The sequence below is a fragment of the Ruegeria sp. CH8 genome (assembly GCF_056536985.1).
In genome coordinates this window covers 382,985-407,820 of record NZ_JBQFQR010000001.1, presented here as the reverse complement: position 1 = coordinate 407,820, position 24,836 = coordinate 382,985, and the positions used below count along the sequence as shown (strand labels likewise).

25 protein-coding genes are annotated in these 24,836 nt (G+C 57.7%); 15 read left to right on the top strand and 10 right to left on the bottom strand.

The window, feature by feature from the left end; translation table 11 throughout:
• On the top strand, nt 1-459 hold a 459-nt coding region (locus tag ACR0ER_RS02015), incomplete at its 5' end, for a C-type lectin-like domain-containing protein (protein WP_480767499.1).
• Nucleotides 460-745: 286 nt separating this feature from the next.
• Nucleotides 746-937: a hypothetical protein gene (locus tag ACR0ER_RS02010; RefSeq protein ID WP_480767498.1), complete on the top strand. Its 192-nt coding sequence runs from the start codon at nt 746-748 to the stop codon at nt 935-937.
• 3 nt (nt 938-940) lie between these two features.
• On the opposite strand, the gene ACR0ER_RS02005 is transcribed toward ACR0ER_RS02010, so the two are convergent.
• Nucleotides 941-1,246 carry a DUF6476 family protein gene (locus ACR0ER_RS02005; protein WP_170397873.1) on the bottom strand — a complete coding sequence of 102 codons (306 nt, stop codon included), beginning with the start codon at nt 1,244-1,246 and terminating at the stop codon, nt 941-943.
• Between ACR0ER_RS02005 and ACR0ER_RS02000 the strand changes: the two genes are divergently transcribed.
• Together ACR0ER_RS02000 and rpoH are read left to right on the top strand one after the other, a co-directional pair.
• The gene (locus ACR0ER_RS02000) at nt 1,245-2,279 is read left to right on the top strand and encodes an RluA family pseudouridine synthase (RefSeq protein ID WP_480767497.1); all 1,035 of its coding nucleotides are present in this window, start codon (nt 1,245-1,247) and stop codon (nt 2,277-2,279) included. The two genes, ACR0ER_RS02005 and ACR0ER_RS02000, sit on opposite strands and share 2 nt — an antisense overlap.
• A 146-nt stretch (nt 2,280-2,425) precedes the next feature.
• On the top strand, nt 2,426-3,322 hold the full coding sequence (rpoH, locus tag ACR0ER_RS01995) for an RNA polymerase sigma factor RpoH (protein ID WP_170331109.1): 897 nt from the start codon (nt 2,426-2,428) through the stop codon (nt 3,320-3,322).
• 51 nt (nt 3,323-3,373) lie between these two features.
• On the opposite strand, the gene ACR0ER_RS01990 is transcribed toward rpoH, so the two are convergent.
• Nucleotides 3,374-4,453, bottom strand: a complete 1,080-nt coding sequence (locus ACR0ER_RS01990) for a fasciclin domain-containing protein (RefSeq protein WP_480767496.1) — start codon at nt 4,451-4,453, stop codon at nt 3,374-3,376.
• 205 nt (nt 4,454-4,658) lie between these two features.
• The gene (locus ACR0ER_RS01985) at nt 4,659-5,837 is read right to left on the bottom strand and encodes a dipeptidase (protein WP_480767495.1); all 1,179 of its coding nucleotides are present in this window, start codon (nt 5,835-5,837) and stop codon (nt 4,659-4,661) included.
• 153 nt (nt 5,838-5,990) lie between these two features.
• On the opposite strand from ACR0ER_RS01985, the gene ACR0ER_RS01980 reads away from it, so the two are divergent.
• The 3 genes from ACR0ER_RS01980 to ACR0ER_RS01970 are packed head-to-tail and all read left to right on the top strand — an operon-like array spanning nt 5,991 to nt 8,183.
• Complete coding sequence (locus ACR0ER_RS01980; RefSeq protein WP_480767494.1) at nt 5,991-6,965, top strand: Gfo/Idh/MocA family protein; 975 nt, start codon at nt 5,991-5,993, stop codon at nt 6,963-6,965.
• Between the two features lie 59 nt (nt 6,966-7,024).
• Nucleotides 7,025-7,294 (top strand): DksA/TraR family C4-type zinc finger protein, encoded by a 270-nt coding sequence (locus ACR0ER_RS01975; RefSeq protein ID WP_480589667.1) that lies wholly within the window; start codon nt 7,025-7,027, stop codon nt 7,292-7,294.
• A 13-nt stretch (nt 7,295-7,307) separates the two neighbouring features.
• On the top strand, nt 7,308-8,183 hold the full coding sequence (locus ACR0ER_RS01970; RefSeq protein ID WP_480767493.1) for a DMT family transporter: 876 nt from the start codon (nt 7,308-7,310) through the stop codon (nt 8,181-8,183).
• Here the strand turns inward: ACR0ER_RS01970 and ACR0ER_RS01965 are convergent, their stop codons facing one another.
• The 3 genes from ACR0ER_RS01965 to ACR0ER_RS01955 all read right to left on the bottom strand — a co-directional run bounded on the left by ACR0ER_RS01965 (nt 8,184) and on the right by ACR0ER_RS01955 (nt 11,354).
• Nucleotides 8,184-10,004, bottom strand: coding sequence for a M3 family oligoendopeptidase (locus ACR0ER_RS01965; protein ID WP_480767492.1), 1,821 nt, complete (start codon nt 10,002-10,004; stop codon nt 8,184-8,186).
• An 82-nt stretch (nt 10,005-10,086) separates the two neighbouring features.
• Nucleotides 10,087-11,064, bottom strand: coding sequence for an alpha/beta fold hydrolase (locus ACR0ER_RS01960; RefSeq protein ID WP_480767491.1), 978 nt, complete (start codon nt 11,062-11,064; stop codon nt 10,087-10,089).
• Nucleotides 11,064-11,354, bottom strand: coding sequence for an SCP2 sterol-binding domain-containing protein (locus ACR0ER_RS01955; protein WP_170331126.1), 291 nt, complete (start codon nt 11,352-11,354; stop codon nt 11,064-11,066). Before ACR0ER_RS01955 ends, ACR0ER_RS01960 begins: the two co-directional genes overlap by 1 nt.
• Before the next feature lie 69 nt (nt 11,355-11,423).
• Here ACR0ER_RS01955 and ACR0ER_RS01950 point away from each other — a divergent pair, with 69 nt between their 5' ends.
• The 6 genes from ACR0ER_RS01950 to ACR0ER_RS01925 all read left to right on the top strand — a co-directional run bounded on the left by ACR0ER_RS01950 (nt 11,424) and on the right by ACR0ER_RS01925 (nt 17,299).
• Entirely contained in the window at nt 11,424-11,993 is a 570-nt protein-coding gene (locus ACR0ER_RS01950) for a tetratricopeptide repeat protein (RefSeq protein WP_480767490.1), read from the top strand.
• Between the two features lie 22 nt (nt 11,994-12,015).
• Nucleotides 12,016-14,844, top strand: a complete 2,829-nt coding sequence (locus ACR0ER_RS01945; RefSeq protein WP_480767489.1) for a helicase-related protein — start codon at nt 12,016-12,018, stop codon at nt 14,842-14,844.
• A 6-nt stretch (nt 14,845-14,850) separates the two neighbouring features.
• Nucleotides 14,851-15,216, top strand: coding sequence for an RNA-binding S4 domain-containing protein (locus tag ACR0ER_RS01940; RefSeq protein ID WP_480767488.1), 366 nt, complete (start codon nt 14,851-14,853; stop codon nt 15,214-15,216).
• Between the two features lie 66 nt (nt 15,217-15,282).
• Nucleotides 15,283-15,621 carry a ferredoxin FdxA gene (gene fdxA / locus ACR0ER_RS01935; RefSeq protein ID WP_170324594.1) on the top strand — a complete coding sequence of 113 codons (339 nt, stop codon included), beginning with the start codon at nt 15,283-15,285 and terminating at the stop codon, nt 15,619-15,621.
• Nucleotides 15,622-15,905: 284 nt separating this feature from the next.
• A complete protein-coding gene (locus tag ACR0ER_RS01930) occupies nt 15,906-16,415 on the top strand; it encodes a CarD family transcriptional regulator (RefSeq protein WP_170331134.1) in 510 nt (169 codons plus the stop codon).
• Nucleotides 16,416-16,528: 113 nt separating this feature from the next.
• Complete coding sequence (locus tag ACR0ER_RS01925) at nt 16,529-17,299, top strand: ion channel (protein WP_170331136.1); 771 nt, start codon at nt 16,529-16,531, stop codon at nt 17,297-17,299.
• On the opposite strand, the gene cobS is transcribed toward ACR0ER_RS01925, so the two are convergent.
• The gene (gene cobS, locus ACR0ER_RS01920) at nt 17,296-18,060 is read right to left on the bottom strand and encodes an adenosylcobinamide-GDP ribazoletransferase (protein WP_480767487.1); all 765 of its coding nucleotides are present in this window, start codon (nt 18,058-18,060) and stop codon (nt 17,296-17,298) included. The two genes, ACR0ER_RS01925 and cobS, sit on opposite strands and share 4 nt — an antisense overlap.
• 79 nt (nt 18,061-18,139) lie before the next feature.
• Here cobS and cobT point away from each other — a divergent pair, with 79 nt between their 5' ends.
• Entirely contained in the window at nt 18,140-19,153 is a 1,014-nt protein-coding gene (cobT, locus tag ACR0ER_RS01915) for a nicotinate-nucleotide--dimethylbenzimidazole phosphoribosyltransferase (RefSeq protein ID WP_480767486.1), read from the top strand.
• 27 nt (nt 19,154-19,180) lie between these two features.
• On the opposite strand, the gene ACR0ER_RS01910 is transcribed toward cobT, so the two are convergent.
• Entirely contained in the window at nt 19,181-21,061 is a 1,881-nt protein-coding gene (locus tag ACR0ER_RS01910; RefSeq protein ID WP_480767485.1) for a monovalent cation:proton antiporter-2 (CPA2) family protein, read from the bottom strand.
• A 19-nt stretch (nt 21,062-21,080) separates the two neighbouring features.
• On the bottom strand, nt 21,081-21,536 hold the full coding sequence (locus ACR0ER_RS01905; protein WP_170331146.1) for an Lrp/AsnC family transcriptional regulator: 456 nt from the start codon (nt 21,534-21,536) through the stop codon (nt 21,081-21,083).
• Between the two features lie 146 nt (nt 21,537-21,682).
• Between ACR0ER_RS01905 and hppD the strand changes: the two genes are divergently transcribed.
• Complete coding sequence (gene hppD / locus ACR0ER_RS01900; RefSeq protein WP_480767484.1) at nt 21,683-22,780, top strand: 4-hydroxyphenylpyruvate dioxygenase; 1,098 nt, start codon at nt 21,683-21,685, stop codon at nt 22,778-22,780.
• 35 nt (nt 22,781-22,815) lie between these two features.
• On the opposite strand, the gene ACR0ER_RS01895 is transcribed toward hppD, so the two are convergent.
• Nucleotides 22,816-24,678, bottom strand: a complete 1,863-nt coding sequence (locus ACR0ER_RS01895; RefSeq protein ID WP_480767483.1) for a hypothetical protein — start codon at nt 24,676-24,678, stop codon at nt 22,816-22,818.
• Between the last annotated feature and the right edge of the window lie 158 nt (nt 24,679-24,836).

Sequence of the window (24,836 nt, the reverse complement as noted above, 5' to 3'; positions counted from 1 at the left end):
CAGAATGTCTTCGTCCGAGTATCGCTTCCGAGCCATCCCTTGTTCCCCCTTCTCGGCCAAAGTAGTGGCACAATTTTAGGGGGCAAAGACAACCTTGTCTCGATTACTTCCAAAGAAGAAAACGATTTTGTCTACAGTCTTATAAAAAATGATGAACGGTTATGGAAAGTTTTTGAGGATGGTGGAATTCGTGGCCCTTGGATTGGGATGTATCAAGAACCGGGCGCTAAGGAACCAGATGGTGGTTGGGTACTCGTAAGTGGAGAACCAATGACGTACACCAATTTTGCCAGTGGCCAGCCGAACAATTTTGCGAATAAAGCGCACGTAGTAAGGTACTTCAATGCCATTTCTCAACCGTCACCCTTTTGGGACGATCATAACGGTGAAAGCAGCGCTTTCGGCTACGTTATGGAAATAGACTTGGACAATCCGGGCGAAGTTATCTCGGTTGATTGATAGCTTGGATGTCGTTGTCTGGTGCGGGCAGGTGACCTATTTGGTCAAGAAAGCCTTGCCCGCTTGACAGGCACCACAGCACACAATACGCCTTGGGACAGCACACATTCGGAGAAATCTGAAGGCTGCCCTGGGGCATTTTGCCCATAAAAATAAGGGGTCATAGGCGCTAGTTCGATTGTTCTAGATGCTTCTCGACCGCACCAAAAAAATTAAAAATAGCAGAATATAATTAAGCTGTTCGGCCAATTACTGGGTTGGCGGGCTACCTTTATTGTTGCCGTATATGCTTGAAGAATTTCTGCTGCATCTCCCCATCAAGCAAAAGCAATTCTCTAACACGGCCGACAGGCCGCAGCTTTTCAGCCCGGTCGAATTGAGCGAAGAAGATCAGAAATTTCGACGCGACACAGCGGAAGAATATGACGCTCTGCGCCGCGTATCCGAGTTTGTCTTCCGTATGGCGCTGGAAGGTTGAGCGTCAGGGCTCGATGATGATTTCCTGACGTTGGCGACCTGTTGTCTTGTCAAAGATCAGAATACGGTTGTCATCCGTCACCACCGCGTACCAGTTGTTGCCAATGGTCACGGCCTGTGCCTTTGCGCCGTCCGGTAGTTCTACTTGATCGGGCAGGGTGGGGGTTCTGTCCGATAGCCGGATGACAATCAGCGCGAATGTTACTAGAACCCCGCCAATCATCACCGCGGTCAGCAGCATGACCATTCTCCGCAGCAGGCGAAGCTGTGGCGTTTCCTGCGGTTCTTGCGGTTCGGAAGGGACAGTCATGGGCACCCGTCAGATTGAGTTTCACATCGCGGCCGATCCGCCGCCACGCCTTGATAAGGCGCTTTCGCGCGATGTGCCAGACGAGGAAAACCTGTCGCGTACGCGGTTGGGCAAGTTGATCGACGAAGGTGCCGTCCTGATCAATGGCGCTGAGGCGCGCGACCCCAAGGCCAAAGTTGCCGAAGGTGCGTTGGTGTCGATCTCTGTGGCTGAGGCGAAAGACAGCCATATTGGCCCCGAGGACATCCCTCTTGAGGTTGTCTTCGAAGATGCCGACCTGATCGTCATCAACAAGCCGGCGGGCATGGTCGTGCATCCCGCGCCGGGTTCGCCGAACGGGACGCTGGTCAATGCGCTGCTGCATCATTGTGGCGATGATCTGTCCGGCGTCGGCGGGGTAAAGCGCCCGGGTATCGTGCATCGTATCGACAAGGAAACCAGTGGCCTGCTGGTCGTTGCCAAATCGGATGCGGCGCATCATGGGCTGGCGGCCCAGTTCGAAGCGCACACGGTCGAGCGGTTTTACCGCGCCATTTGCTATGGCGTGCCCGATGCCAATGACCCGCGTCTGCGGGGGGTGAAAGGCGTCAGCTTCGAGCCCGGCAATATCATGCGTCTAACCACGCAGTTGGCACGCCACAAGACCGATCGGCAAAGACAAGCGGTGTTGTTCCACGGTGGTCGCCACGCTGTCACGCGTGCGCGTCTTGTTGAGACATACGGTAATCCGGCAGGGCTGGCACTTATCGAGTGTTGGCTGGAAACCGGCCGAACGCACCAGATTCGCGTTCACATGGCGCATGCCGGGCATGGTCTGGTGGGCGATCCTGTTTATGGCGGCAAGCGTAAACTGGCGGCCAAGGCGTTCAGTCCCGCGACCTCCGAGGTCGTCCGTGCCTTTCCGCGCCAGGCGCTGCACGCCGCCGTTTTGGGCTTTGAGCACCCGGTGACAGGGGAAAACCTGCGCTTTGAGGCCGAGTTGCCGGACGACATGCATAAACTGATTGAACAGCTGCGTGCGCCGCTGACATAATGCGCAAAGTTACGTGAATAACATTTTCTTAGGTTTCCTTTATCGTTCGTTAATTCCAAACTGTTAACGGTACCTCTTGAACGGATAGGGGCGGCATCCCATATCCTATGTTAACGACTTAAACATTTGTCGGAGGGACATGAAACATGGCAAATTACGCAAATCTCCCCGCGCCGACGCCGGAAGGCGGTCTGAACCGCTATATGCAGGAAATTCGCAAGTTCCCGCTGCTGGAACCGGAAGAAGAGTACATGCTCGCCAAGCGTTGGGTGGAAGAGCAAGACACTGAAGCGGCTCATAAAATGGTCACGTCGCACCTGCGACTGGCGGCCAAGATAGCTATGGGTTATCGCGGCTATGGCCTACCGCAAGCCGAAGTGATTTCCGAGGCCAATGTGGGCCTGATGCAGGCTGTAAAAAAGTTTGACCCGGAAAAGGGTTTCCGGTTGGCGACCTATGCAATGTGGTGGATTCGCGCTTCGATCCAGGAGTACGTCCTGCGGTCATGGTCGATGGTGAAACTGGGCACGACCTCGGCGCAGAAAAAGCTGTTCTTTAACCTGCGCAAAGCTAAGGCGCGCATCGGTGCGCTGGAAGAGGGCGACCTGCGACCCGAGAACGTCAAGCAGATCGCCGAAGATCTGGGCGTGACCGAAGAGGAAGTTGTCAGCATGAACCGCCGGATGTCCGGTGGCGATGCCTCGCTGAACGCGACCGTCGGGTCCGAAGGCGAGGGCACCATGCAATGGCAGGACTGGCTCGAGGACGAAGACGCTGACCAGGCCGGTGACTATGAAGCGCGCGATGAGCTGGATGCACGTCGCGAACTGCTGGCCGCTGCCTTGGATGTGCTGAATGACCGTGAAAAGGACATTCTGACCCAGCGACGCCTGATGGATCAGCCTGTCACGCTGGAAGAACTCAGCACACAGTACAACGTCAGTCGTGAACGTATCCGGCAGATCGAAGTGCGCGCGTTTGAGAAGCTGCAGAAGAAAATGCGCGAACTTGCGCGCGAAAAAGGAATGTTGGGAACCGTCTGAGACACGGCCCGGCAGGAATAAAGCCCGCCGACACCGGCGGGCTTTTTGCGTTCAGGCAAAGATGAAATCGCTTTCGGACAGATGCATGCCGTTGACACCAAGTAGGCTGATGCTGTCGCCATCGCCTAGCTCGATCTTGGTCCGGAAGAAGCCGCTCGAGATGTGATCTTCGATATCGTCGAAACTTTCGATGTCGTCATAGGCGCTGAGGTCTATCTTGTCCTTGCCAACCTTGAAGTCAGCGATGGTGTCGTACCCATCACCTTCCTCGAAAACAAAGGTGTCACGCCCGCGACCTCCAAACAGGAAGTCATTGTCGGCCCCTCCGTCGATCAAATCCTTGCCGCGCCCGCCAAAAATCTGGTCGTGCCCGTCATCGCCGCGCAGGATGTCGTTCCCGCGCCCTCCAAAGATGATGTCATTACCGTCTCCACCAAGGGCCACATCATCGCCGCGCCCGACATTGATCACGTCATTGCCACCGGCACCGTGCACAAAGTCCTGACCGCGTCCGGTAAAGTGAAACTCATCCGTGTCATCACCTAAAATGAAATCGGTGTTCTTCTTCCCCAGAATTCCGGTCACCGAGACCGGCAGCAGAACCCCGTCCAATACATGAATTACCCCGTTAGACGCCTCAACGTCGAAAGCAATAAGGCCTGGATCAGCGATACCCGGATCTGCATCTTCAAGGCTTGGAGGATCACTCAGCAGGTTGAGTTCGACGCTTGATCCCAGCAAGGTTTCGATCTCTGCGCCGTCTCCAAGGCTGACAACTGCGTCTTTGGTGAAAGAACCATCCACGACGTGATACTTGAGGATATTGGTCAGCAGGGGCAGGGGATCGCCTCCACCCAGCAAAGTGAGCGCCTTAACGATGTGGCCAAGCGCTCCGCCTTCGTCCGAACCATCATAGCCCAGGGCCTGTGCCAAAGCGACAAAGGCCGCGTCGGTTGGTGCAAAAACGGTCAGGTCGACCTCATCACTGTTCAAAGTATCGGCTAGCCCGGCAGCAATTACAGCTTCACGGAGGATGTCGAAATCCCCGCCATCGCTGTCAAATGTTCCCGGGTCACCGCTGAACTGAATCACGCGTTCTGTGATCGTTGGTACGTCTGTCATGTCAGTCATATCGATTCATCTCCCACCCTGTTTGCCGCCCTTGATGAGGAAGAAACTGAAACGACACATCTTCCCGCCGGCGATACACTTGGTACGGGGAGAGCCTGAAAACGGATCACGAAATTCGGATGTCACGATTTGAAATCAGCGGCCTATTACATCCGCTGGTGCGAAATCAAAAAGTGATTTCATCCGGTTATGGCGAAACCCACCTCTAGTTCAATTGTTGCCTGAAAACGCGAACCATATTCTCTCCCATGACCTTCCGAACCTGAGTTTCTGTCAGCCCCTGAGCCAACAAAGCGGATGTCAAAGCGGCCAGTTCCGAGGTGTCAAACGCCGTTTCGACCGACCCATCATAGTCCGATCCCAGCGACACGTGGTCTTCGCCGACGGTGTTAATTGCCGCCTTGATCATCTTGGCGATGCCCGTTGGGGAAATGTCTCCACAGGTGACATCCGCCCAATAGCCCATGCCGATCACACCTCCGGTTGCGGCGATGTCCCGCATCAGATCATCCGGAAAATTGCGTTTGACCGGGCAGAACCCGTGCAGACCACCGTGACTGACAATCAAAGGGACGTTCGTCATCGCGATAACTTCCCGCGCAACACGTGGGCTGGAGTGCGCAAGGTCGATCACGACGGGGCGTTGTTCCAGTTCAGCCACGACCTGACGGCCAAATTCGGTCAGGCCGGTTTCACCAAACCCGTGCAGCGAGCCACCCAACTCGTTGTCGAAAAAGTGATGCAGCCCAAAAACGCGGTGCCCGGCGTCAAAAAGGGCGTCAAGACTGTTCAGGTCGCCCTCCAAAGCGTGTGCGCCTTCTATGCCCAGAATGCCTCCGACAACCGTCTGACCCGCGGCGCGCGCGGCCAGCACAGCATCAAGATCGGCCCGGGTTTTAACAACCTTCAACTGCCCGCCCGAGGCGGCCTCGAATTGATGAAGTTTATCGGCCTGATAGATTGCGCGTTCCTTCAGACTGTCCCACGTGCGCAGGGGCCAAAGCTGTCCAATCGCAAGAAGGGTTATGTTGTCAAAGGCCTCGGCCGAGTTCGCTTCATAGTTCTGTCCGGCAGGGGATTTGGTAACGGCTGTAAAGACTTGCAAGGCGACGTTGCCTTCGACAAGGCGGGGAATGTCAACCTGTCCCCGTGTGCCTCGTTGGGTCAGATCACGGCTCCACAACAGCGGATCGGCGTGCAAATCGCCGACAATCAGAGTTTCGTGCAGAGCCTCGGCGTCATCCGTTACTTCAAAAGGGTCGTGGTCGATCACGCTGTTGCGTTGAGTTTCAATGTAAGGCGGCAAAAATCCAAAAAATACTACAGCGCCGATGATCATCGCAAGCACAAACAGACCACCAATCCACTTGAGTACTTTCTTCATTTTCACTCACTCCCAACCGATTGAGAGCAGAGTACGAAGGTTCCCTGCAGATTAAAGCCTGACTTGGCGTCGGTTGATTGCTAGAAGATCGGGAATTGCAGTGTTAGCGATAACTTTCTAAGTCGAACGTAGTCGCACATGTTGGAGGGTCACATGCAAAAAACAGTTCAATGGGGCGTTCTCGGCGCCGCGAAATTCGCCCGTCAGCACATGGCACCGGCGATTCACGCGGCCAATGGTGCCCGTCTGGCTGGTCTGGCGACCTCCAGTGTGGCCAAAGCCGAGCCGTTTCAATCCTTTAACCCTGATCTGTCCGTCTATGACAACTACGAGGCGTTGTTGGCGGATCCTCAGATCGAAGCTGTGTACATCCCTCTGCCGAACCATATGCACGTAGAGTGGAGCCTCAAGGCGCTGGACGCTGGCAAGCATGTGCTGTGTGAAAAGCCAATGACCATGACCGCTGCCGAGTTCGCACCGCTTATCCAAAAGCGGGATGAAACGGGGCTGCTGGCTGCGGAGGCTTACATGATCGTGCACCATCCTCAGTGGCAGTTCGTTCGTAAGCTGATCGCAGACGGGGCCATTGGAAAGCTGGTGCACGTGACCGGTGCTTTCAGTTTCGACAACCGCGCGGATACGACAAATATCCGAAACCGCGCAGAAACTGGTGGCGGGGGCCTGCGCGACATCGGCGTTTATGTGATTGGCAGCGCAAGGTTTGCGACAGGTCAAGAACCCGTTCAGGTCGAATCCTCGATCCGGTGGGAGGATGGCATCGACACTTTCACGGAAATTCGCGCGCAGTTCCCTGACTTTACCTATTCCAGCTATGTCTCGATCCGTATGCATCCGCATCAGGAAATGGTATTTCACGGCGAAGGCGGCGTGATCCGCCTGACCGCACCGTTCAACGCCCGGGTCTTTGGTGAAGCACGAGTAGAGTTGCACCGACCGGGGCTTGAGGCTCAGGTCACGCGCTTTCCGGGTGACGATCACTACAAACTTCAGGTCGAGGCCTTCTGCCGTTCAGTACGCGACAGGGCCGCATATCCATGCCCTCTGGAGTTCTCACGCGGGACACAGGAAATGATTGATCAAGTTCTGGAGCGGGCTGTTTTCCTCTGACTTGCCACGTCCCGCACCGTCGCGCTAGTCTGTCCGGCACCTGATCAGGAGAGAGGCCCATGGCAGGAGGTTGGGCGCGCGACGGCGCGGTAAGTGAACAGATTGAGGCGTCCATTTCGGACGAACTGGCCCGGATGCAGGCGCAAAAGCGCCCTGTGGGGGAAAGCCTGACCCATTGCGCCGAATGCGAAGAGCCAATCCCCGAAAAACGTCGTCTGGCTTTGCCGGGTGTCAAGCTGTGCCTTGATTGCCAACAGGAGCGCGACGGAGCCTTCAAGGCACGCTCGGGCATCAACCGACGCGGCTCTAAAGACAGCCAGTTGAAGTAAGCGGGGCTGCGCGGTGCCCAAAGCCAAGCTTCTGGAAAACGGTCTGGTTCTTGGGTTTCTCGCCGCGTTCTTGTGGGGCACGCACAGCGTCATAGTTCGTTACCTGACCAGCGATCTGGGTGGGTTGCAAATCGCTGTGACGCGCCTGTTCATCGCCGCTCTGGCCATCTATGGCATGTTGCGCGTGATGCGTATTTCCGTATCGATCCGGCTTGCGGATTGGAGTTTTCGGCTGGCCGTTCTGTCGACGGTAGTCAATTACATCCTGTTTCATATTGGGCTTGAACACACCGGTGCCGCAAATGCGATGGTGTTGGAGAACACCGCGCCGTTTTTTGTTCTGGTATTCCTCTATTTCTTCGCGGACACATCCGTCACGCGCACGGACGTTCTGGCCACTGGTCTGGCCATTCTGGGCGTGTTCCTGACCGTTTTCCGGGATTTTCAGGGGGGCGGAGAGCCTTTGTTCGGCGATCTTCTGGAAATCGGAGCAGGGCTAAGCTGGGCGGTGTTTCTGATCTCTAGCAGCCGGGCGATGCGCAACTCAAAATCGACAGGGGAACGGCTGAATTTCCTGTTGGGCGTCTTCACATGCTCAGGCGTGTTGTTGTTGCCATTGGCTGTGTTTTCGCTGCAGGTCCCAACGATCAATGACGTGGTGTTCCTGCTTTTGCTGGGGATGCTCCCAACCGCGTTGGCCTACTATCTTTGGTATGAGGCCGCCGCGCGGGTGTCGACGCTGACAGCGACGCTGATGTTTGCAGCCTCAGTTGTGTTCACTTTCATCAACTCGGCCCTGTTTCTGGGGGCCGCAATCACGCCGATTGCAGCCCTGGGTGCCGTGTTGATCGTGGCCGCCGTGTTCCTGACGACCAAAAGCCAAAAGTGATCAGTCTTCCATCGCTTCCAGTTCGTCGATGAAGCCCGAGATCATCGACAGACCCTTGTCCCAGAACTTTGGATCGCTTGCGTCCAACCCGAACGGGGCCAGCAATTCCTTGTGGTGCTTCGATCCGCCGGCACGCAGCATCTCGAAATACTTGCCCTCGAACCCGTCCGATCCGCTCGCGTAGACCGAATACAACGCGTTCACCAAGCCGTCTCCAAACGCGTAGGCATAAACGTAGAAGGGCGAGTGGACGAAGTGTGGGATATAGGCCCAGAAGGTTTCATACCCTTCCATGAATTCGAATGCGGGCCCAAGGCTTTCGGCCTGAACGCTCATCCACAGGGCGTTGATGTCGTCCGGTGTCAGCTCGCCCTCGCGGCGGGCGGCGTGCAGCTTGCATTCGAAGTCGTAGAAGGCGATCTGGCGGACGACCGTGTTGATCATGTCCTCAACCTTACCGGCTAGCAGTACCTTACGCTGTTCCGGGGTTTCGGCCTGATCCAGCATTTTGCGGAAGGTCAGCATCTCACCGAAAACGGATGCGGTCTCGGCCAGCGTTAGCGGGGTCGAGGACAGCATTTCACCCTGATCGGCGGCCAATACCTGATGGACTCCATGACCCAGCTCATGCGCCAGGGTCATAACGTCACGCGGTTTGCCCAGATAGTTGAGCATCACATAGGGGTGCACGTCGGTCACGGTCGGATGCGCAAACGCGCCCGGAGCCTTGCCCGGTTTCACGGCGGCATCGATCCAACCTTTTGAAAAGAACGGCGCTGCGATTTCTCCCATGCGGGGATCGAAGGCGTTATAGGCGTCCATCACCGTTTTTTCGGCCTCATCCCAACCAACGACGCGGGTGTCTTCCATCGGTAGCGGCGCGTTGCGGTCCCAGACCTGCATCACGTCCAGCCCCAGCCATTTGCGTTTCAGCTCATAATAGCGGTGGCTCAGCTTGGGGTAGGCGGCCACAACGGCCTCGCGCAGGGCCTCGACCACTTCGGGCTCGACGTCGTTCGACAGGTGGCGACCGGTTTGCGCGGTTGGCATGTTGCGCCAGCGATCAACGATTTCCTTCTCCTTGGCCTGAGTGTTGTGAACTCGGGCGAAGGTTTTAATGTTGTCCTGAAACACGTTTGCCAACTCGCGCGAGGCGGCTTCGCGTTTGCTGCGGTCCTGTTCCGTCAGCAGGTTTAGCGTGCCTTCGATGTTCAACTCTTCGCCATCAACGGTAAAGGTCAGACCGGCGATGGTTTCGTCGAACAGGCGCTCCCACGCGTCGCCGACAACGCCCAGATCGTGCAAGAACTTTTCCAGCTCGTCTGACAGCTGATAGGGTTTCATCGCCCGGATGCGACGGAAGACCGGCTCATACCGCGCCAGATCGGCGTTTGCGTCGAAATGCGCCTTCAGCGCGTCATCGTCGATACGGTTGATTTCCAGCGTGAAGAACACCAACGGCGTAGTGAAGATGGTGATCTTTTCCTGCATGTCCGACAGGAACTTGGCGCGCTCGGCATCGGTGGTCAGTTGGTAATAGCGTAGACCGGCGAAAGACATGATGCGCCCGGCAATCGAATTGATCTTTTCGTTACGCTGCACGCAGGTCAGCAGGCCCTCGGCGTCCAGATCGGCCAGCTTGCCTTCGTAGTCTGCCGCAAAGGATGCGCATTCGCCCTCAAGCCATTCAAGATCCCGATCCAGTTCTGGCGCCTCTTCCGAGCTGTAGAGGTCGGTCAGATCCCATTCCGGCAGGTTGCCAAGATCGCCGGTTCCTCCGGCTGCGTTTGCGTCACGGACGGGAAAGGGAAGGTCGCGCATGGATCACCTCGGAAAATCTGCTTTCGCAAACATCTAGGCGCGGGCGGCCCGGATCACAAGCCGCCTTTGCGTGAGCGTTTCTTTAGTTCGACAGGGCAGGCGCAGGTGCGGCGTTCGATTGAGCGGCCAGAAAATGAGCCACCAGTTGGTCATATACGGGGCCGCGCACCCCAGGCGGCTCCATTAGTACCTCGTGTTCGCCTTTGGGAATTTCAACCAGAGTGCCGTTGGGCCAATTCGCCATCCGCGCGCGGATCGCTTTGCGGTCAACGATTTGCTCGTGGCTGCCCAGAAAGGTCATACAGGGCGTCGCGGGGGCGGTCTGCTCCATCAACCAGGCGCATTCGTCCAACGCCTCGCGCAGCCAGATTGTCGATGGTGCGCCGAGCGCCAGTTCCGGGTGCGCGATTAGTTGATCTTTCATCATCTGGTACATCGCCGGATCACGTGTCAGCACATTGCCGTCAAAGGGTTGCGAGGCAACATAGCTTTCCAACGATGTGGTTGGAGGGGTTTTTTCCCCCAGTCCGATCCGCGGCCCCCAATAAGCTGTGAGCCGGCTAAGAGGCTTCATGATCGGAGTAAAGAAGATGCCCCACATCGGGCCGGTAAACGCGCAAGCGGCAAAGCAGTCGCGTTCCAGAACCGCACGCAGCCCGATCGCGCCACCCATCGAATGACCAATCACGTACCACGGTTTTGGCAAGTCTAGTTCGGCAGCAAGTTCCAGCGTGGCCTGCACATCGTGCTGATAGTCGGTGAACTGTTCGACATGCCCGACGCGTGGGTCATCAAGCAGGCGATCCGCCAGCCCCTGACCACGCCAGTCTACGGCCAGACACGCAAAACCGCGCCCAACGAACTCGGCTGCGGAATCGCCGTATTTCTCGATGTACTCTGTACGGCCCGGGAACATCATTACCGTGCCGATTGCCTCGACTTCGGGGCGCCAGTGGCCCACGCGGATACGGGTGTCATCCGCAGTTGTCACCCAATGGGCCGCACCACCGGCGGGTCCGCCGGCCACGTCTTCATAGAAAGGGGCCGGCGAGAACTGCATCAGGCCAGCACCGAGGCAAGTTTCATGGCAACACCCATGTCACCGTCAACGCTCAGCTTGCCTGACATGAACGCACCGGTGGGGTTCAGGTCGCCGCTGAGAATTTGTTCAAACGTGTCTGCATCGGCGCTCAGGGTTACGTCGGCCTCCTCGTCGCTGACACGTGCGCCGTTTGCATCAAGAACGATAGCGCCCAGATCGGCGATTGCAAACTTGGCCGAAGCGTCGAAATCGCCGCCGGTCAGTTTTTCGTTCAGCGCCGCTGCGGCTTTTTCAAGGGTGTCGCTCATGGTTTTCCTCATTTTGTTTCTGCGCCGTGAATGGACATCCCCGGTCGCAACGCTACACTGAACATTGTTATGGGCATTGCAACAAACAATCTCAAAGGTATCGTCGCGGCATTTTTTGTCACGGTCATGTTTTCCACCAGTTCCGCCGCGCAACAGGCGGACCTGAGGGATGAGGACGCGCTGCTGCAGCAACTGGCGCTGGCCACACCGGAACAGGCGATTGGATTGGACCGGCAGCTCAAGGCACTGTGGGCTCAGTCTGGCTCCGCCTCGGCGGACTTGCTGTTAGAACGCGGACGCGAGGCTCTTGAGGATGGCGATACATTGGCCGCCATCGAACATCTGACGGCACTGACCGATCACGCGCCCGGCTTTGCCGAAGGCTGGCACCTGCGGGCTTCGGTGTTTTTCGGGATGGATCGCTTTGGCATGGCCGCCGCCGATCTGGAACACGCTCTGACGCTGAACCCGAATAATTACGAGGCTATCTATGGCCTTGGCCTGATCTTCGAGATCATCGAACAGCCCGACAAGGCGCTGGGTGCCTATGAGCGCGCGCTGGCTATACATCCGCATCATGAAGAAGTAACCAATGCTGTGAATCGACTGAAGCCTCAGGTCGAGGGCTCGGCCCTCTAAAGAACCGGGGCAGGGGGCAAAGGTGAGCGGGTCATCCCGAATCGTGGCCGTACTTGGCCCGACCAACACAGGTAAAACGCACTACGCAATCGAGCGGATGCTGGGACACCGGACCGGTGTGATCGGCTTGCCGCTGCGTCTGCTAGCGCGCGAGGTTTATGACAAGATCGTCGCCATTCGCGGCCCGTCCGTTGTGGCGCTGGTCACGGGGGAAGAACGGATCGTACCCCCGCGTACTCAATACTGGGTCTGCACCGTCGAAGCGATGCCTGAGGGTATGGGCGCGGATTTCGTGGCCATTGACGAGATTCAGCTCTGCGCCGATCCCGAACGCGGTCACGTCTTCACCGACCGCCTACTGCGTTCACGCGGCACTAATGAGACGCTGTTTCTGGGATCCGACACCATGCGCGGACCCATCGCGGCACTGGTGCCCGAGGCCCAGTTCGTGCGCCGTGAACGGATGTCTCAATTGGTTTACGCTGGTTCCAAAAAGATCAGCAGGATGCCCCCGCGCAGCGCCATCGTCGGGTTCTCGGTCGATAATGTCTATGCCATCGCCGAGCTGCTGCGCCGTCAAAAAGGCGGGGCCGCGGTGGTTATGGGTGCACTCAGCCCACGTACGAGGAACGCGCAGGTGGACCTGTATCAGAATGGCGAGGTCGACTATCTTGTCGCCACCGATGCCATCGGCATGGGGCTGAACCTGGATGTCGATCACGTTGCCTTTTCCTCGCTGACCAAATTCGACGGGCGCCGGATGCGTCCGCTTGCGCCGAACGAATTGGCCCAGATTGCAGGCCGCGCCGGGCGCGGCATGTCTGACGGCACCTTCGGCGTGACCGGAGAGGCCCCGCCATTGGACGAAGGCGTGGCGCAAGCCATAATGGACAGCCGGTTCACGCCGATGAAAAAACTTAACTGGCGGAATGCCGCCCTCAGGTTCGGCTCGGTTGACGCGCTGATCGACTCGCTTGAGGTTAGCCCGAACGACGAGCATCTGATCAAGGCGCGGCCCGCTGACGATTTGAACGTGCTGAAATCGCTGTCACAAGTGGCTGAGGTCGCGGCTCGCGCCAGCGATGGCAAATCGATCCGTTTGCTGTGGGATGTGTGCCGAATTCCCGATTTTCGTGGTATTAGCCATGCCGAACACGCCGGTCTGCTCGAAGTGATATATGGCCACTTGCACGAACGCGGTTCGATCCCGGATGACTTCATGGCTAGGCAGATACGCCGGATCGACCGTACGGATGGCGATATTGACGCACTCTCCAAAAGGTTGGCATATATTCGCACTTGGACATATGTTGCGCAGCGAAACGGTTGGGTGCGTGACGAATCACATTGGCGAGACGAAACGCGCACTGTAGAAGACAGGCTGTCGGATGCATTACATGACCGACTGACGCAAAGATTTGTGGACCGGCGCACATCTGTGTTGCTGCGCCGGCTCAAACAGAAGGAGGCCCTTTTGGCCGAAGTAAATGACAAGGGTGAAGTGACCGTTGAAGGCGAATTCGTCGGTCGTCTGGAAGGGTTCCGGTTTAGTCCGGACAAAAGCGCGCAAGGAACCGAGGCGAAAGCTCTGAAATCGGCGTCCCTGCAAGCACTCGCGCCGCAATTCCATCTGCGTGCTGATCGCTTCTACAACGCGCCCGATACCGAAATTGATTTCACCGATCAGGGTGGCCTGATGTGGGGCGAATATGCCGTCGGCAAGCTGGTTGCCGGGGCAGAGCCTCTTAAGCCGATGGTCGAGGTTTTCGTGGACGAGGCCGCAGGGCCGGAGGTTGAGCAGAAGGTGCAGCGCCGCTTGCAGCACTTCATCGACCGCAAAGTGGCAGCGCTGTTCGAGCCGCTGCTGACCCTGTCGCGTGACGAAGAACTGACTGGCCTCGCCAAAGGGTTCGCTTTCCGTATGGTCGAGGCGTTGGGTGCGTTGCCCCGCGCTGGCGTTGCGCAAGAGGTCAAAGATCTTGATCAGGATGCCCGTGGCGCGCTGCGCAAGCACGGCATCCGCTTTGGTCAGTTCACGATCTTCATGCCGCTGCTGCTGAAACCCGCTCCGACGCGTCTGCGACTGGTGCTGTGGGCGCTGTCAAACGGTCTGCAGGAATTCCCCGAAGCGCCGCCTCCGGGTCTGGTCACTGTACCGGTCGCCAAGGACGCGCCCGAGGGCTATGACATCATGTGCGGTTACCGCGATGCGGGCGAACGCTCTATTCGGATCGATATGCTGGAACGTCTGGCCGACATGCTGCGTGCCGAAGACAGCCGTGGCGGGTTCGAAGCCAAGCCCGATATGCTGTCGATCACTGGTATGACGCTGGAACAGTTCGCCGACCTGATGAAGGGGCTAGGCTACAACGCCGAGCGCGGCGAGCGTAAAAAGGTCAAGGCGGCACCAGTCGAGGCACCTGTAGCCGAAGCGACCGAGCAACCTCCAGCCGAAGAAACCCCGGCGCCTGAGGCGGCAAGCGAAGAGGTCGCCACCCCCGCCGAGGCGCTAGCCGAGGCCACCGAAAGCACCGAGGCGCCAGCCGAGGCTCCGGCATCAGAAGAGCCCGAGGTTGAGGTTTTCTACACCTTCACCTGGGGTCGTCAGCGTCAAGCCAACCGTGGCCCGCGCCGTGATCAACGGCAGGGGCAGGGCAAGGGCAAGCCGCGTGGCAAACCTCAGGACGGGCGTGGCAAACCTCAGGACGGGCGCGGCAAGCCGCAGGGCAAAAAGGGCGGCAAGCCGCAAGGTGCCAAGTCCTTCTCCTCGCGTCCGCCCAAGAAGGAAAAGGCGATCGATCCCGATAACCCGTTCGCAGCCGCGCTGATGGGTTTGAAGGACGGTAACTAAACGCCGATGGCCGAGGCCAAGCTGCGGATCGACAAATGGTTGTGGCAGGCGCGGTTCTTCAAGACCCGCAGCCTGGCCGCCAAACAGGTCAGCGGCGGCCACGTTCGTTTGAACGGAAACCGGGTCCTGAAACCGGCGCAAGCCGTAGGACCCGGAGACGTTCTGACCTTCCCACAAGGCCGCATTGTGCGGGTGGTTCGGGTCGAAAAGCTTGGTGAACGCCGCGGCCCTGCGCCCGAGGCGCAAACGTTGTACTTCGATATGACGGAAAAGCAGGACGCTCCGCCCAAAAATCCGGGTTTCGAGGGAAAAGGTCGTCCGACCAAGAAAGATCGGCGCGCGCTTGATCTTTCTCGCACCAAAGAGGGCTGATCCTCCCTTGAAGACAATGCAATACTGGATTAGCTAGTCGCCCAAACCGCAAACGGGAATCCGACCATGACCTACGTCGTCACAGAAAACTGCATCGCCTGCAAATACACCGACTGTGTCGAGGTCTGCCCAGTCGATTGCTTTTACGAAGGCGAGAACACGCTGGTCATTCACCCCGATGAATGCATCGACTGCGGTGTGTGCGAACCGGAATGCCCGGCTGACGCCATCCGTCCCGATACCGAGCCTGGCATGGATCAGTGGGTCGAGTTTAACCGGAAGTATTCCGAACAATGGCCGGTGATCGTGACCAAGAAAGACCCGCTGCCTGAGGCCGAAGAACGCGACGGTGAAGAGGGCAAGATGGAGAAGTATTTCTCGGAAGCGCCCGGCGAAGGCGGTTAAGCGATTCGCCCTCTGAACTTGTTCGTTCAGGTATAGAAGAAGCTTGCTTCGCCTTGAAAAACATAAGGTTTCACGGTCGGAAAAGGGCGTGGCCTTTCAGGTGTCGTAATTTTGTGATATAATCAGAAGCTGAATGTTGAATGAGATGGGGATGTACTCCGTAAGTATGACTGCTTTGGAGTTCTGATTTTATGACAAACCAGCCGCTTGGCGGAGCCGGTACAGGCTCCGGCTTGGGTGTTTTGTCGTCCTGTATCTCGCTCTGTAACCAAGGATGAACCTCTATGTCTAAGTCGAAAAAGCTTGAGTTCCGCCCGAACGACTATGTTGTTTACCCTGCGCATGGCGTGGGTCAGATCATCTCGATCGAAGAACAGGAAGTCGCCGGGTTCTCGCTTGAGCTGTTCGTCATCTCCTTCGAAAAAGACAAGATGACCCTGCGGGTGCCGACCAACAAGGTAACCGAGTCCGGATTGCGGTCGCTCAGCTCGCCTGATGTCATCAGCCAGGCGATGAAAACCCTGAAAGGCAAGGCCAAGGTCAAGCGCGCCATGTGGTCCCGCCGTGCACAGGAGTATGAGCAAAAGATCAACTCGGGCGATCTGATCTCGATTGCCGAAGTGGTCCGCGACCTGCACCGCACCGACGATCAGCGCGAGCAGAGCTATTCTGAGCGTCAGCTTTACGAAGCCGCGCTTGAGCGTTTGACCCGCGAAGTAGCCGCCGTCTCTGGCGCTGGTGAGATTTCGGCAGCCAAGCAGGTGGATGAGGTTCTGACCTCGCGCGCCGCCTAATCGCTGCCTAAGCTGAATTTCGGGCCGCTCCTGCAAGGGGGCGGCCTTTTTCGTCTCGGGTCTTGGTGAATTTCGCGTTTGCCGCTAATTTTCCTGTAACCAGAGGCGGATACATGACCGGGATAAAGCAAACCGTTAAGTTTCTATACGTCGCACATGAGCCGGTCTCGATCTGGTTTCGCTATGGTTTGATCCTGTTTGATGCCGCGTCAATCGTGTTCTTTGTGGCCACGGCGAATGTTCCGCACGGACCGGGGATCACCATCGCCAGCCTCTGCGTCGGGTTTGTAATCCTGCTGGATTTTCTCGCCCGACTATGGATTGCAAAAGACAGATGGAAGCTGCTGCGCAAGATCTATACGCTCGCCGATATCGTCGTGATCGCCTCGTTGCTGCTAGAGCCGTTCTTGCCTGGAAATCTGGCCTTCGTGCGAATTCTACGCGCATTGCGGCTGATCCACTCGTACCACCTGCTGCGCGACCTGAGGCGCGACAGTCAGTTTTTCCGGACCCATGAGGACGCCGTTATTGCAGCGATCAACCTGTTGGTGTTCGTGTTCGCGACCTCCACGGCGGTTCTTGTGTTTTTCATCCCTGACAACAGTCAGACCGCCTATATCGATGCGCTCTACTTCACCATGGCAACGCTGACCACGACCGGGTTCGGCGATATCACCTTGTCGACCCCAAGCGGAAAGCTTTTCTCGGTGTTCATCATGGTGGTTGGCGTGGCGTTGTTCGTGCGGTTGGCGCAGGCGATCTTTATGCCGCAGAAAGTGAGGCACAAATGCCCAAGCTGTGGCCTCTACCGTCATGACCCGGACGCGGTGCACTGCAAACATTGCGGTGCGACCCTGAGGATCGAGACGGGCGGTACGACCTAAAGTGCCGCGACCACAGCCGTGACAAAGGTCAATTCGGCCAGTTGTTGTGAGGCTCCCAGAATGTCACCGGTCTGACCACCGATCTTAGCCTTTGCGACCCAAGCCAGCACCGCGACGGCCAGAGCGGCAACGAGGGCGGGCAGGGCGGCTCCTGACCCCATCAGAAACACCGCGCAGCTAACGGCCAGCGCAAGCCCGACCGCAACCGTTGCGCGGCGTGGCCCACCGAAGGAGTGGCTCAATCCGCTGTTACGGGCGTTGGGCAGGGCACTCATCAGAACTGGCATGAACGCACGGGACACGATACACGCGGCGAGGATCGCTCCGTAAGCGCCAGCCGTCAGCAGAGCCGCGATCAGAGCGATACGCATGAGTTGGCTGAAGATCAGCGTCAGAACTCCATAAGCCCCGATATGGCTGTCCTTCATGATTTCCAAGCGACGTTCCCGTGTGAATCCGCCCCAAAGCCCGTCCGCGGTGTCAGCCGACCCGTCTTCGTGCATTGCGCCGGTGGAAACGACCTGAGTGATGGTGACCAGTACGGCGGCAACCATTGCGGGCAAGCCCAACGCCATTGAGACCCAACCAACGGCACAAGCCAGCAGGCCCACCACCATCCCGACCACAGGGAAAGCCCAGGCGGAATCGGCCTGACGCGCAAAGACCTTCTCGGGCAAGCGTGGCACTGGCAGACGCGTCAACAGCACCAGCGCCAGCGGAATGTCCCACGCGGAAATCAGGGTGTTGTCGTTTTTATGCACTCCCGCGCCTTTCCGGGTCTTGTTGGATCGAACGCTTCGGTTAAACACACAGGACCACTCTGATGCAACGAGGCTTTCGATGCTGCCTGAACTTAATGACCTGAAAACACTCCGTGATACTTTGACTCAAGCACCTGGCCCGGACGAGGTTGCGTTGCAAGGTGCGACTGACCGCAATGGGCAATTGACCAAGCCGCCGGGCGCACTGGGTCGGCTCGAGGATCTGGCGATCTGGTATGCGGGATGGCGTGGGGATGCCCGTCCGCAGATTGCCGCTCCGCAGGTCATTGTGTTTGCGGGCAACCATGGTGTCACGGCGCAGGGCGTTTCTGCCTTTCCGCCGGAAGTGACCGTGCAGATGGTGATGAATTTCGAACACGGCGGTGCGGCGATCAACCAGTTGGCCAAGGCTGCTGGCGCGACGATGGATGTGCACGCGCTGGATTTGGACACACCTACCGCTGATTTCACCGCAGGCCCGGCCATGTCCCAGGACGAGTTGCTGCAGGCGCTGCGCACTGGTTGGAATGCGGTTGATCCCAAGGCCGACCTGCTGGTTGTCGGAGAGATGGGGATCGGTAACACCACCCCCGCCGCAGCAATCGCCTGTGCCCTGTTTGGCGGGGATGCGGCAGACTGGACCGGGCGTGGCACCGGTGTGGATGACGCCGGGCTGATCAACAAAACCCGCGTGGTGGCCGAAGGCGTGGCGCTGCACGCAGGGGCGGGCGACGGGCTGGATGTTCTGCGCTGCCTTGGCGGTCGTGAGATTGCCGCCATGGCCGGTGCCATCGCCGCCGCGCGCGTTCTGCGTATTCCAGTCATTCTGGATGGTTTCATCTGCTCGGCGGCTGCGGCCTGTCTGGCGGACGTCTCGGATGGTGCGCTGGATCACACCGTTGCCGGTCACCAGAGTGCAGAAGGCGCGCATGGTGCTGTGCTGGAAAAACTCGGCAAAGAACCGATGCTGAGCCTTGGCTTGCGACTGGGCGAGGGCTCGGGCGGGGCGCTGGCGATCAACATCCTCAAAAGCGCGGTCGCCTGCCATTCTGGCATGGCCACCTTTGCCGAAGCTGGCGTTTCAGACGGGTAACCCGAATGGTCTGACCTCATAACAGGGTCAGGCCGATTTCTGGGCGTGCTTTTCAGCCAGTTCCAAAAGCTCGGTTTCCAAATCCTTCTCGAACTGCTGCGCGCGTTCAATGTACTTCTTGTTTTCAGCCGTTGGCATTCCCGGGATCCACAGATCTGCCAATTCGCGAATTGATGTACGGTCGTGGTGGTAAAAAGTCTGCTCGGCCTGTGCGGCCTCATATTCGCTGAGGCCGATATTCTCGAGAACATAGCGTCCGGCCCGCAGAGAACTGTCGAACATTTCGCGCACGATGTCGTTCGCGCCTGCTTGATACAGCTCGTACACGTGGGTGCGGTCATGGGCGCGGGCGATGATGTGCAGATCCGGGCGCTGACGCCGGGCAAAGCTGACGATCCGCGTCACTTGCTTGCGGTCGTCCATCGCGGCTACAAGCACGGTCGCTTTCTCAAGCCCTGCAGCGCGCAGCAACTCGGGCCGGGTTGGATCGCCCAGAAACCCTTTGACGCCAAAACGGCGCATCAGTTGGATGGTTTCGATATTATGGTCCAGAACGATAGTTTTGAAACCACTGGCGCGAACCAGACGGTTCACGATCTGACCAAAACGACCGATACCTGCAATGATGACCGGGCCTTGCTCGTCAATTTTATCCGGTTCCGGTTGCGGACCGTTGTCTCTGATCCGGCGGGACATCAGATCATAGATGATGAAAAGAAGCGGTGTGATCAGCATGGTCAGGGCGATGATCATCAACAACTTCTGCGACAGGTCGGACGGGATGACGTTCTGCTGAGTCGAAAAAGCCAGAAGGACAAAGCCGAACTCACCCGCTTGCGCCAGGCCCAACGTAAACAGCCAGTGATCCCGACCTCGTAACTTAAAAGCGCGTCCGACCAGAAACAGAATGATCCCTTTGAAAAGGATAACCAGAAGGGCCAGACCTATTAGCTCAAGCGGATCATTGAAGAAATAGGCGATATCAATCCCGGCGCCGACTGTGATGAAGAATAGACCCAGGAACAGGCCCTTGAACGGCTCAAGGTCGCTTTCCATTTCATGCCGGAATTCCGAGCTGGCCAGAACAACACCCGCCAGAAACGCTCCTAGAGCAGGTGAAAGACCGACAAGTGTCATCAGGAAGGAAATCCCCACCACGATCATCAGCGCCAGTGCGGTGTACATCTCGCGCAGGCGAGTGGCGTGAATAAAACGGAATAGGGGGCGTGTCAGGTAGACACCCGCAAGGATAACGAAGGCAATAGCGCCGATGGTGACCAGCGTGACGGCCCAGCCCGGCAGGCCTTCGACCAGAGACAGGCTATGATGGCCTGTATCGTGCAGGTCTTTCACGCCACGGTCGATAGATCCGTCGCTTTCCAGATGCGGTATGGAAGGCAGCGCCAACAGCGGCAGCAGAGCCAGAATGGGGATGACCGCGATGTCTTGCGTCAGCAGCACTGAAAATGTGGCGCGGCCACCATTGGTCTGCATCAGCCCCTTTTCTGACAGCGTTTGCAACACGATCGCTGTTGAGGACAAGGACAGGGTCAACCCGACCGCCAAAGCGACCGACCAAGGGTGGCCTGAGTACATGGCGACGCCGGCGATGGCAGCGGTGGACAGTCCGACCTGCAGGCCACCCAGACCCAACAGTCTGTCCCGCATATCCCACAGCGCGCGGGGCTCAAGCTCCAGCCCGATCAGGAACAGCATCATGACCACGCCGAACTCGGCCACGTGTTGCAGGCTTTCGGTTTCGGCTCCGACAAGGCCGAACATAGGGCCGATGACAATACCCGCAGCCAGATACCCCAACACGGACCCCAGCCCCAAGCGTGCCGATAGGGGCACGGCGATCACGGCAGCTGCCAGATAGATCGAGGCCTGATAGAGGAAGTCGTCCATGTCGGTCCTTTCGGTCAGGTCAGGTGGGCAAAGGGGCGTCGCGCTTGAGCTGATCCATCACGATCTGACTTTGCACCCGTGCGACCGCAGGATGCGGCAGTATCACCTGATGAAGCAAGCGGTTGAGCGCAGATAGATCATCGCAATAAACATGGAGCAAATAATCTGCTTCTCCAGTCATCGTCCAGGCACTGGTGATCTCGGGGCGCGTGTCGACCATACGGGCGAAGCTTTCCGATTGATCGGGGCCATGCGTGCCCAGATGGACCTGAACGAATCCCTGAACGTTCAAGCCCAGTTTGAGCGGGTCCAGCCGCGCGGCGTAACCGGTGATATACCCTTCGGCCTCAAGTCGCTGCCGCCGTCGTCCAGCCTGACTGGGCGAAAGGTTCAGCATTTCACCCAATTGATGCGCGGTCAGATGGGCATCCTTCTGCAGGGCAGACAGCAGGCGCGTGTCGGTTGCATCCAGCATATGCGGACTTTCTTCACTCAATCTCAAAATGATGCGGCTTTTGCGCGTTTGATCCTAGGTTACACGAAAACTATGCGCAGAAACAGCGCGAGATAAGGAGTATTTTGGAATCAGCAAAGAAATTCCTGTTTTGAAAGAGGTGCACCATGGGTCCTTTCCCTCATAACGCCCCGAAATCTGTCATCAGCAAGGAAAATCCGGTCGGAACCGACGGGTTTGAGTTTGTGGAGTTTGCGCATCCTGAACCGCAGGAATTGCGCGACCTGTTCACCAAGATGGGTTTCGAACAAGTTGGCTACCACACAGACAGACCGGCTGTTGAGCTGTGGCAGCAAGGCGACGTCACCTACATCCTGAATGCCGACCCCGAAAGCTTCGCCGCACGGTTTGTTGCCGAGCACGGCCCCTGCGCATCAGCGATGGGTTGGCGGGTCGTGAACGCGCAACAAGCCTATGAACAAGCGGTTGCCAAAGGCGCCGAACCCTATGACGCGGCGGACAAGACCATGGATGTTCCCGCAATCAGGGGCATTGGAGGGTCGCTGATCTACTTCATCGATCAGTACCATGACACTTCACCCTACAATCAAGAATTCACCTGGACCAAACAGTCCAAGCCGCGCGGCGACGGATTCTATTACCTCGATCACCTGACGCACAACGTGTATCGCGGGAATATGGACAAGTGGTTTAAGTTCTACGAAAGCCTGTTCAACTTCCGTGAAATTCGGTTCTTTGACATTCAGGGTAAGTATACCGGCCTCTTTAGTCGCGCTCTGACGTCGCCCTGTGGCCGTATCCGCATTCCGATCAACGAGGATCGTGGCGAGACCGGGCAGATCGTATCCTACCTGAATAAGTACAAAGGCGAGGGCATTCAGCATATCGCGGTGGGTAGCGAGGATATCTATGCCTCGACCGATGCGATTGCCGAGAAAGGGCTGAAGTTCATGCCAGGCCCGAACACCGCTTACTACGATATGTCCAAAGACCGCGTTACCGACCACGAAGAGCCGCTTGATCGCATGATGAAGCACGGCATCCTGATCGACGGCGAGGGCGTGGTAGATGGTGGCGAGACCCGGATCCTGCTGCAAATCTTCTCGAAAACCGTGATCGGCCCGATCTTTTTCGAGTTTATTCAGCGTAAAGGCGATGACGGGTTCGGTGAGGGCAACTTCCAGGCTCTGTTCGAATCCATTGAACGCGAACAGATCGAAAGCGGTGAAATTTCAGCTGCTTGATTGAATAATTTAAAGCGGCGGGCGTTTCCGCCGCTTTAACCACGTGGCATTTTCAACGTCAGGTTCCGACCGCTTTTCTGATATCGCAACTCGCTATCGCCAATGGCGATGACTTTGCCACCGTCCAGCCTATCGCCCACTTTCAACTTTTTGTAGCGACCGCTGGGTAGGCGCACCAGCGCGCGGCGGTTGGCGGGCGTGCCGTAGACACCGATCAGGTTCAGCTTGCGCAGGTTCAACGCATTGTCGATCGTAGCCTGTCGTGCAACCGAGGCCGATGACGGAATCTTGGGAGCCACGGCTTTTGGCTGGAACGACCCGGCCTCGAGCTGACTGATGCCAGCTGCCGAACCCAAACTAGCGGTTTGGGTGCTTGACGAAGGGGCTAGACCCGCTGGACGCGTCTTGGGACGCGGCACGCTCAATCCTCCCAGCACTGCTGGCGCCGGTTCTTCCTCAACTTCTTGCCGTTGCAGGGAAGCTGGGCGCAGTTTGGGGCGCAGCGCCGCCAGCTCGTCGCGTGAGCGCCCGCCCAGTTGCTGACGTTCAAACCGTTCATTCAGGTCGCTTGGGCGTGATTTGGGGCGCAGTCCAGCCAACCTGTCAGAAGGTTCTTCCAGTGTAGGTTCCTGCTCAAATCGGACAGGAGGGGTGGGTGGTACCTTCGATGGACGTCCAAGATATACAACGATCCCCTCTGGGGTCGTCACTCCTTCAACGCTGGGATTGACCAGACCTCGTTCATTCAGTTCGAACCGTGACCCGGCAACGCTGGGCAGCGCAACTTGGTCGAAAGGCAAATCCGTATCAAAACTCTCGATTGAAGGCAGGGCTATTGCGTCGTTGGACAGGTTAGAGTTGTCGATGGAGGCCAGATACAGTTCGTCCAGTGCCGGCAGAACCGGGGGCAGCAGAGGTTCGGGCGCAGTGATCTCGATACCCTCTTGCTCTGGGATGTCCTGAGGGTCTGGGTCCTGAGCGATTTCTTCTACTGGCGTAGGCGCCACGTTCAGCGCTTCGAGGATCGCGGCATCTGTGGCTGAAAGGTCAGTGTCGTCGGCCGAGGCGGCATCCTGTTCGCGCTCAGTTGTGTCGGGGGGCAGTGTTTCGGGCTCGGCTTGCACTTCTGGTGCGACGTCAACGACCTGAGTTTCAGGCGCGGGCAGGGAGGTTTCGTTCTGCGCGGTTTCCGCTTCTTCGCCACTATTCGACGCGATCAGGGCCCACGCACCCAACGCTAACACGATTGCGAGGGAGGCTGCGGCCGGGATTGCATATCGCTTGACCGGCGTTTCAGAGGTCGCCTTGAGAGCCGCGCCCACAGATGGTGTACGGAATACTTCCGGAGGCGTGGTGTCTGCAATGGTGTGGACGTTAGACGCAGTGGTATCGCTGTTTTGTGGTGCCGCTGGGTCTTTGTATTCCGTTGTATGTTCTGAAAACAACGGTTCCGTCGGGAAGAGGTCCGGATTGGTGTCTGCCGTAAACTGAACCGGAATGAACCCGTGCTCGGTCGCGAAATCGCGCGCTTCGCTTAGCGTCTGTTTCGTGATGGCCGCGACATGTGTGGTTGCGCCGGCCCTTGCGGTGTCAAAGACCAGATCGTCGACCGAATAGGGGGTTGCATCAGCCAGCGCCGACCGGGCCTGGCTTTCACGTTCCTCGGGCGATTCTCCGTCTGTATCCGTCGACAGGAACCGGACTTGATCCGCAGGAATCACAACCTTGCAGCTCAAGTTATTTTCTAGAGCAAACGCTGTGTCCCGCAATGCGTGTAGCTGAGTGTTCAGGTCCGGCGCATCCAGCGCGACCTCACCTATGCAATACCAGTCGCCATCGGACTGGTGATGCACAGATATTCCGGTCGCAGAAAAAGACAGCGCAAAGGCGGGTTTCATAATCCCGAGGAACCATAATTGTCAGCATCAATGCAAACGACATTTCGTCCGCAGAGAGACATTAAAGCAGGTTCCCGCCGAGGGAAAGAAAAAGCCGGAAGTTCCCCTTGTTTGATCCGCCCTGTCGCCACCATGTTGTTGGTGAAGAATTTGGAGGG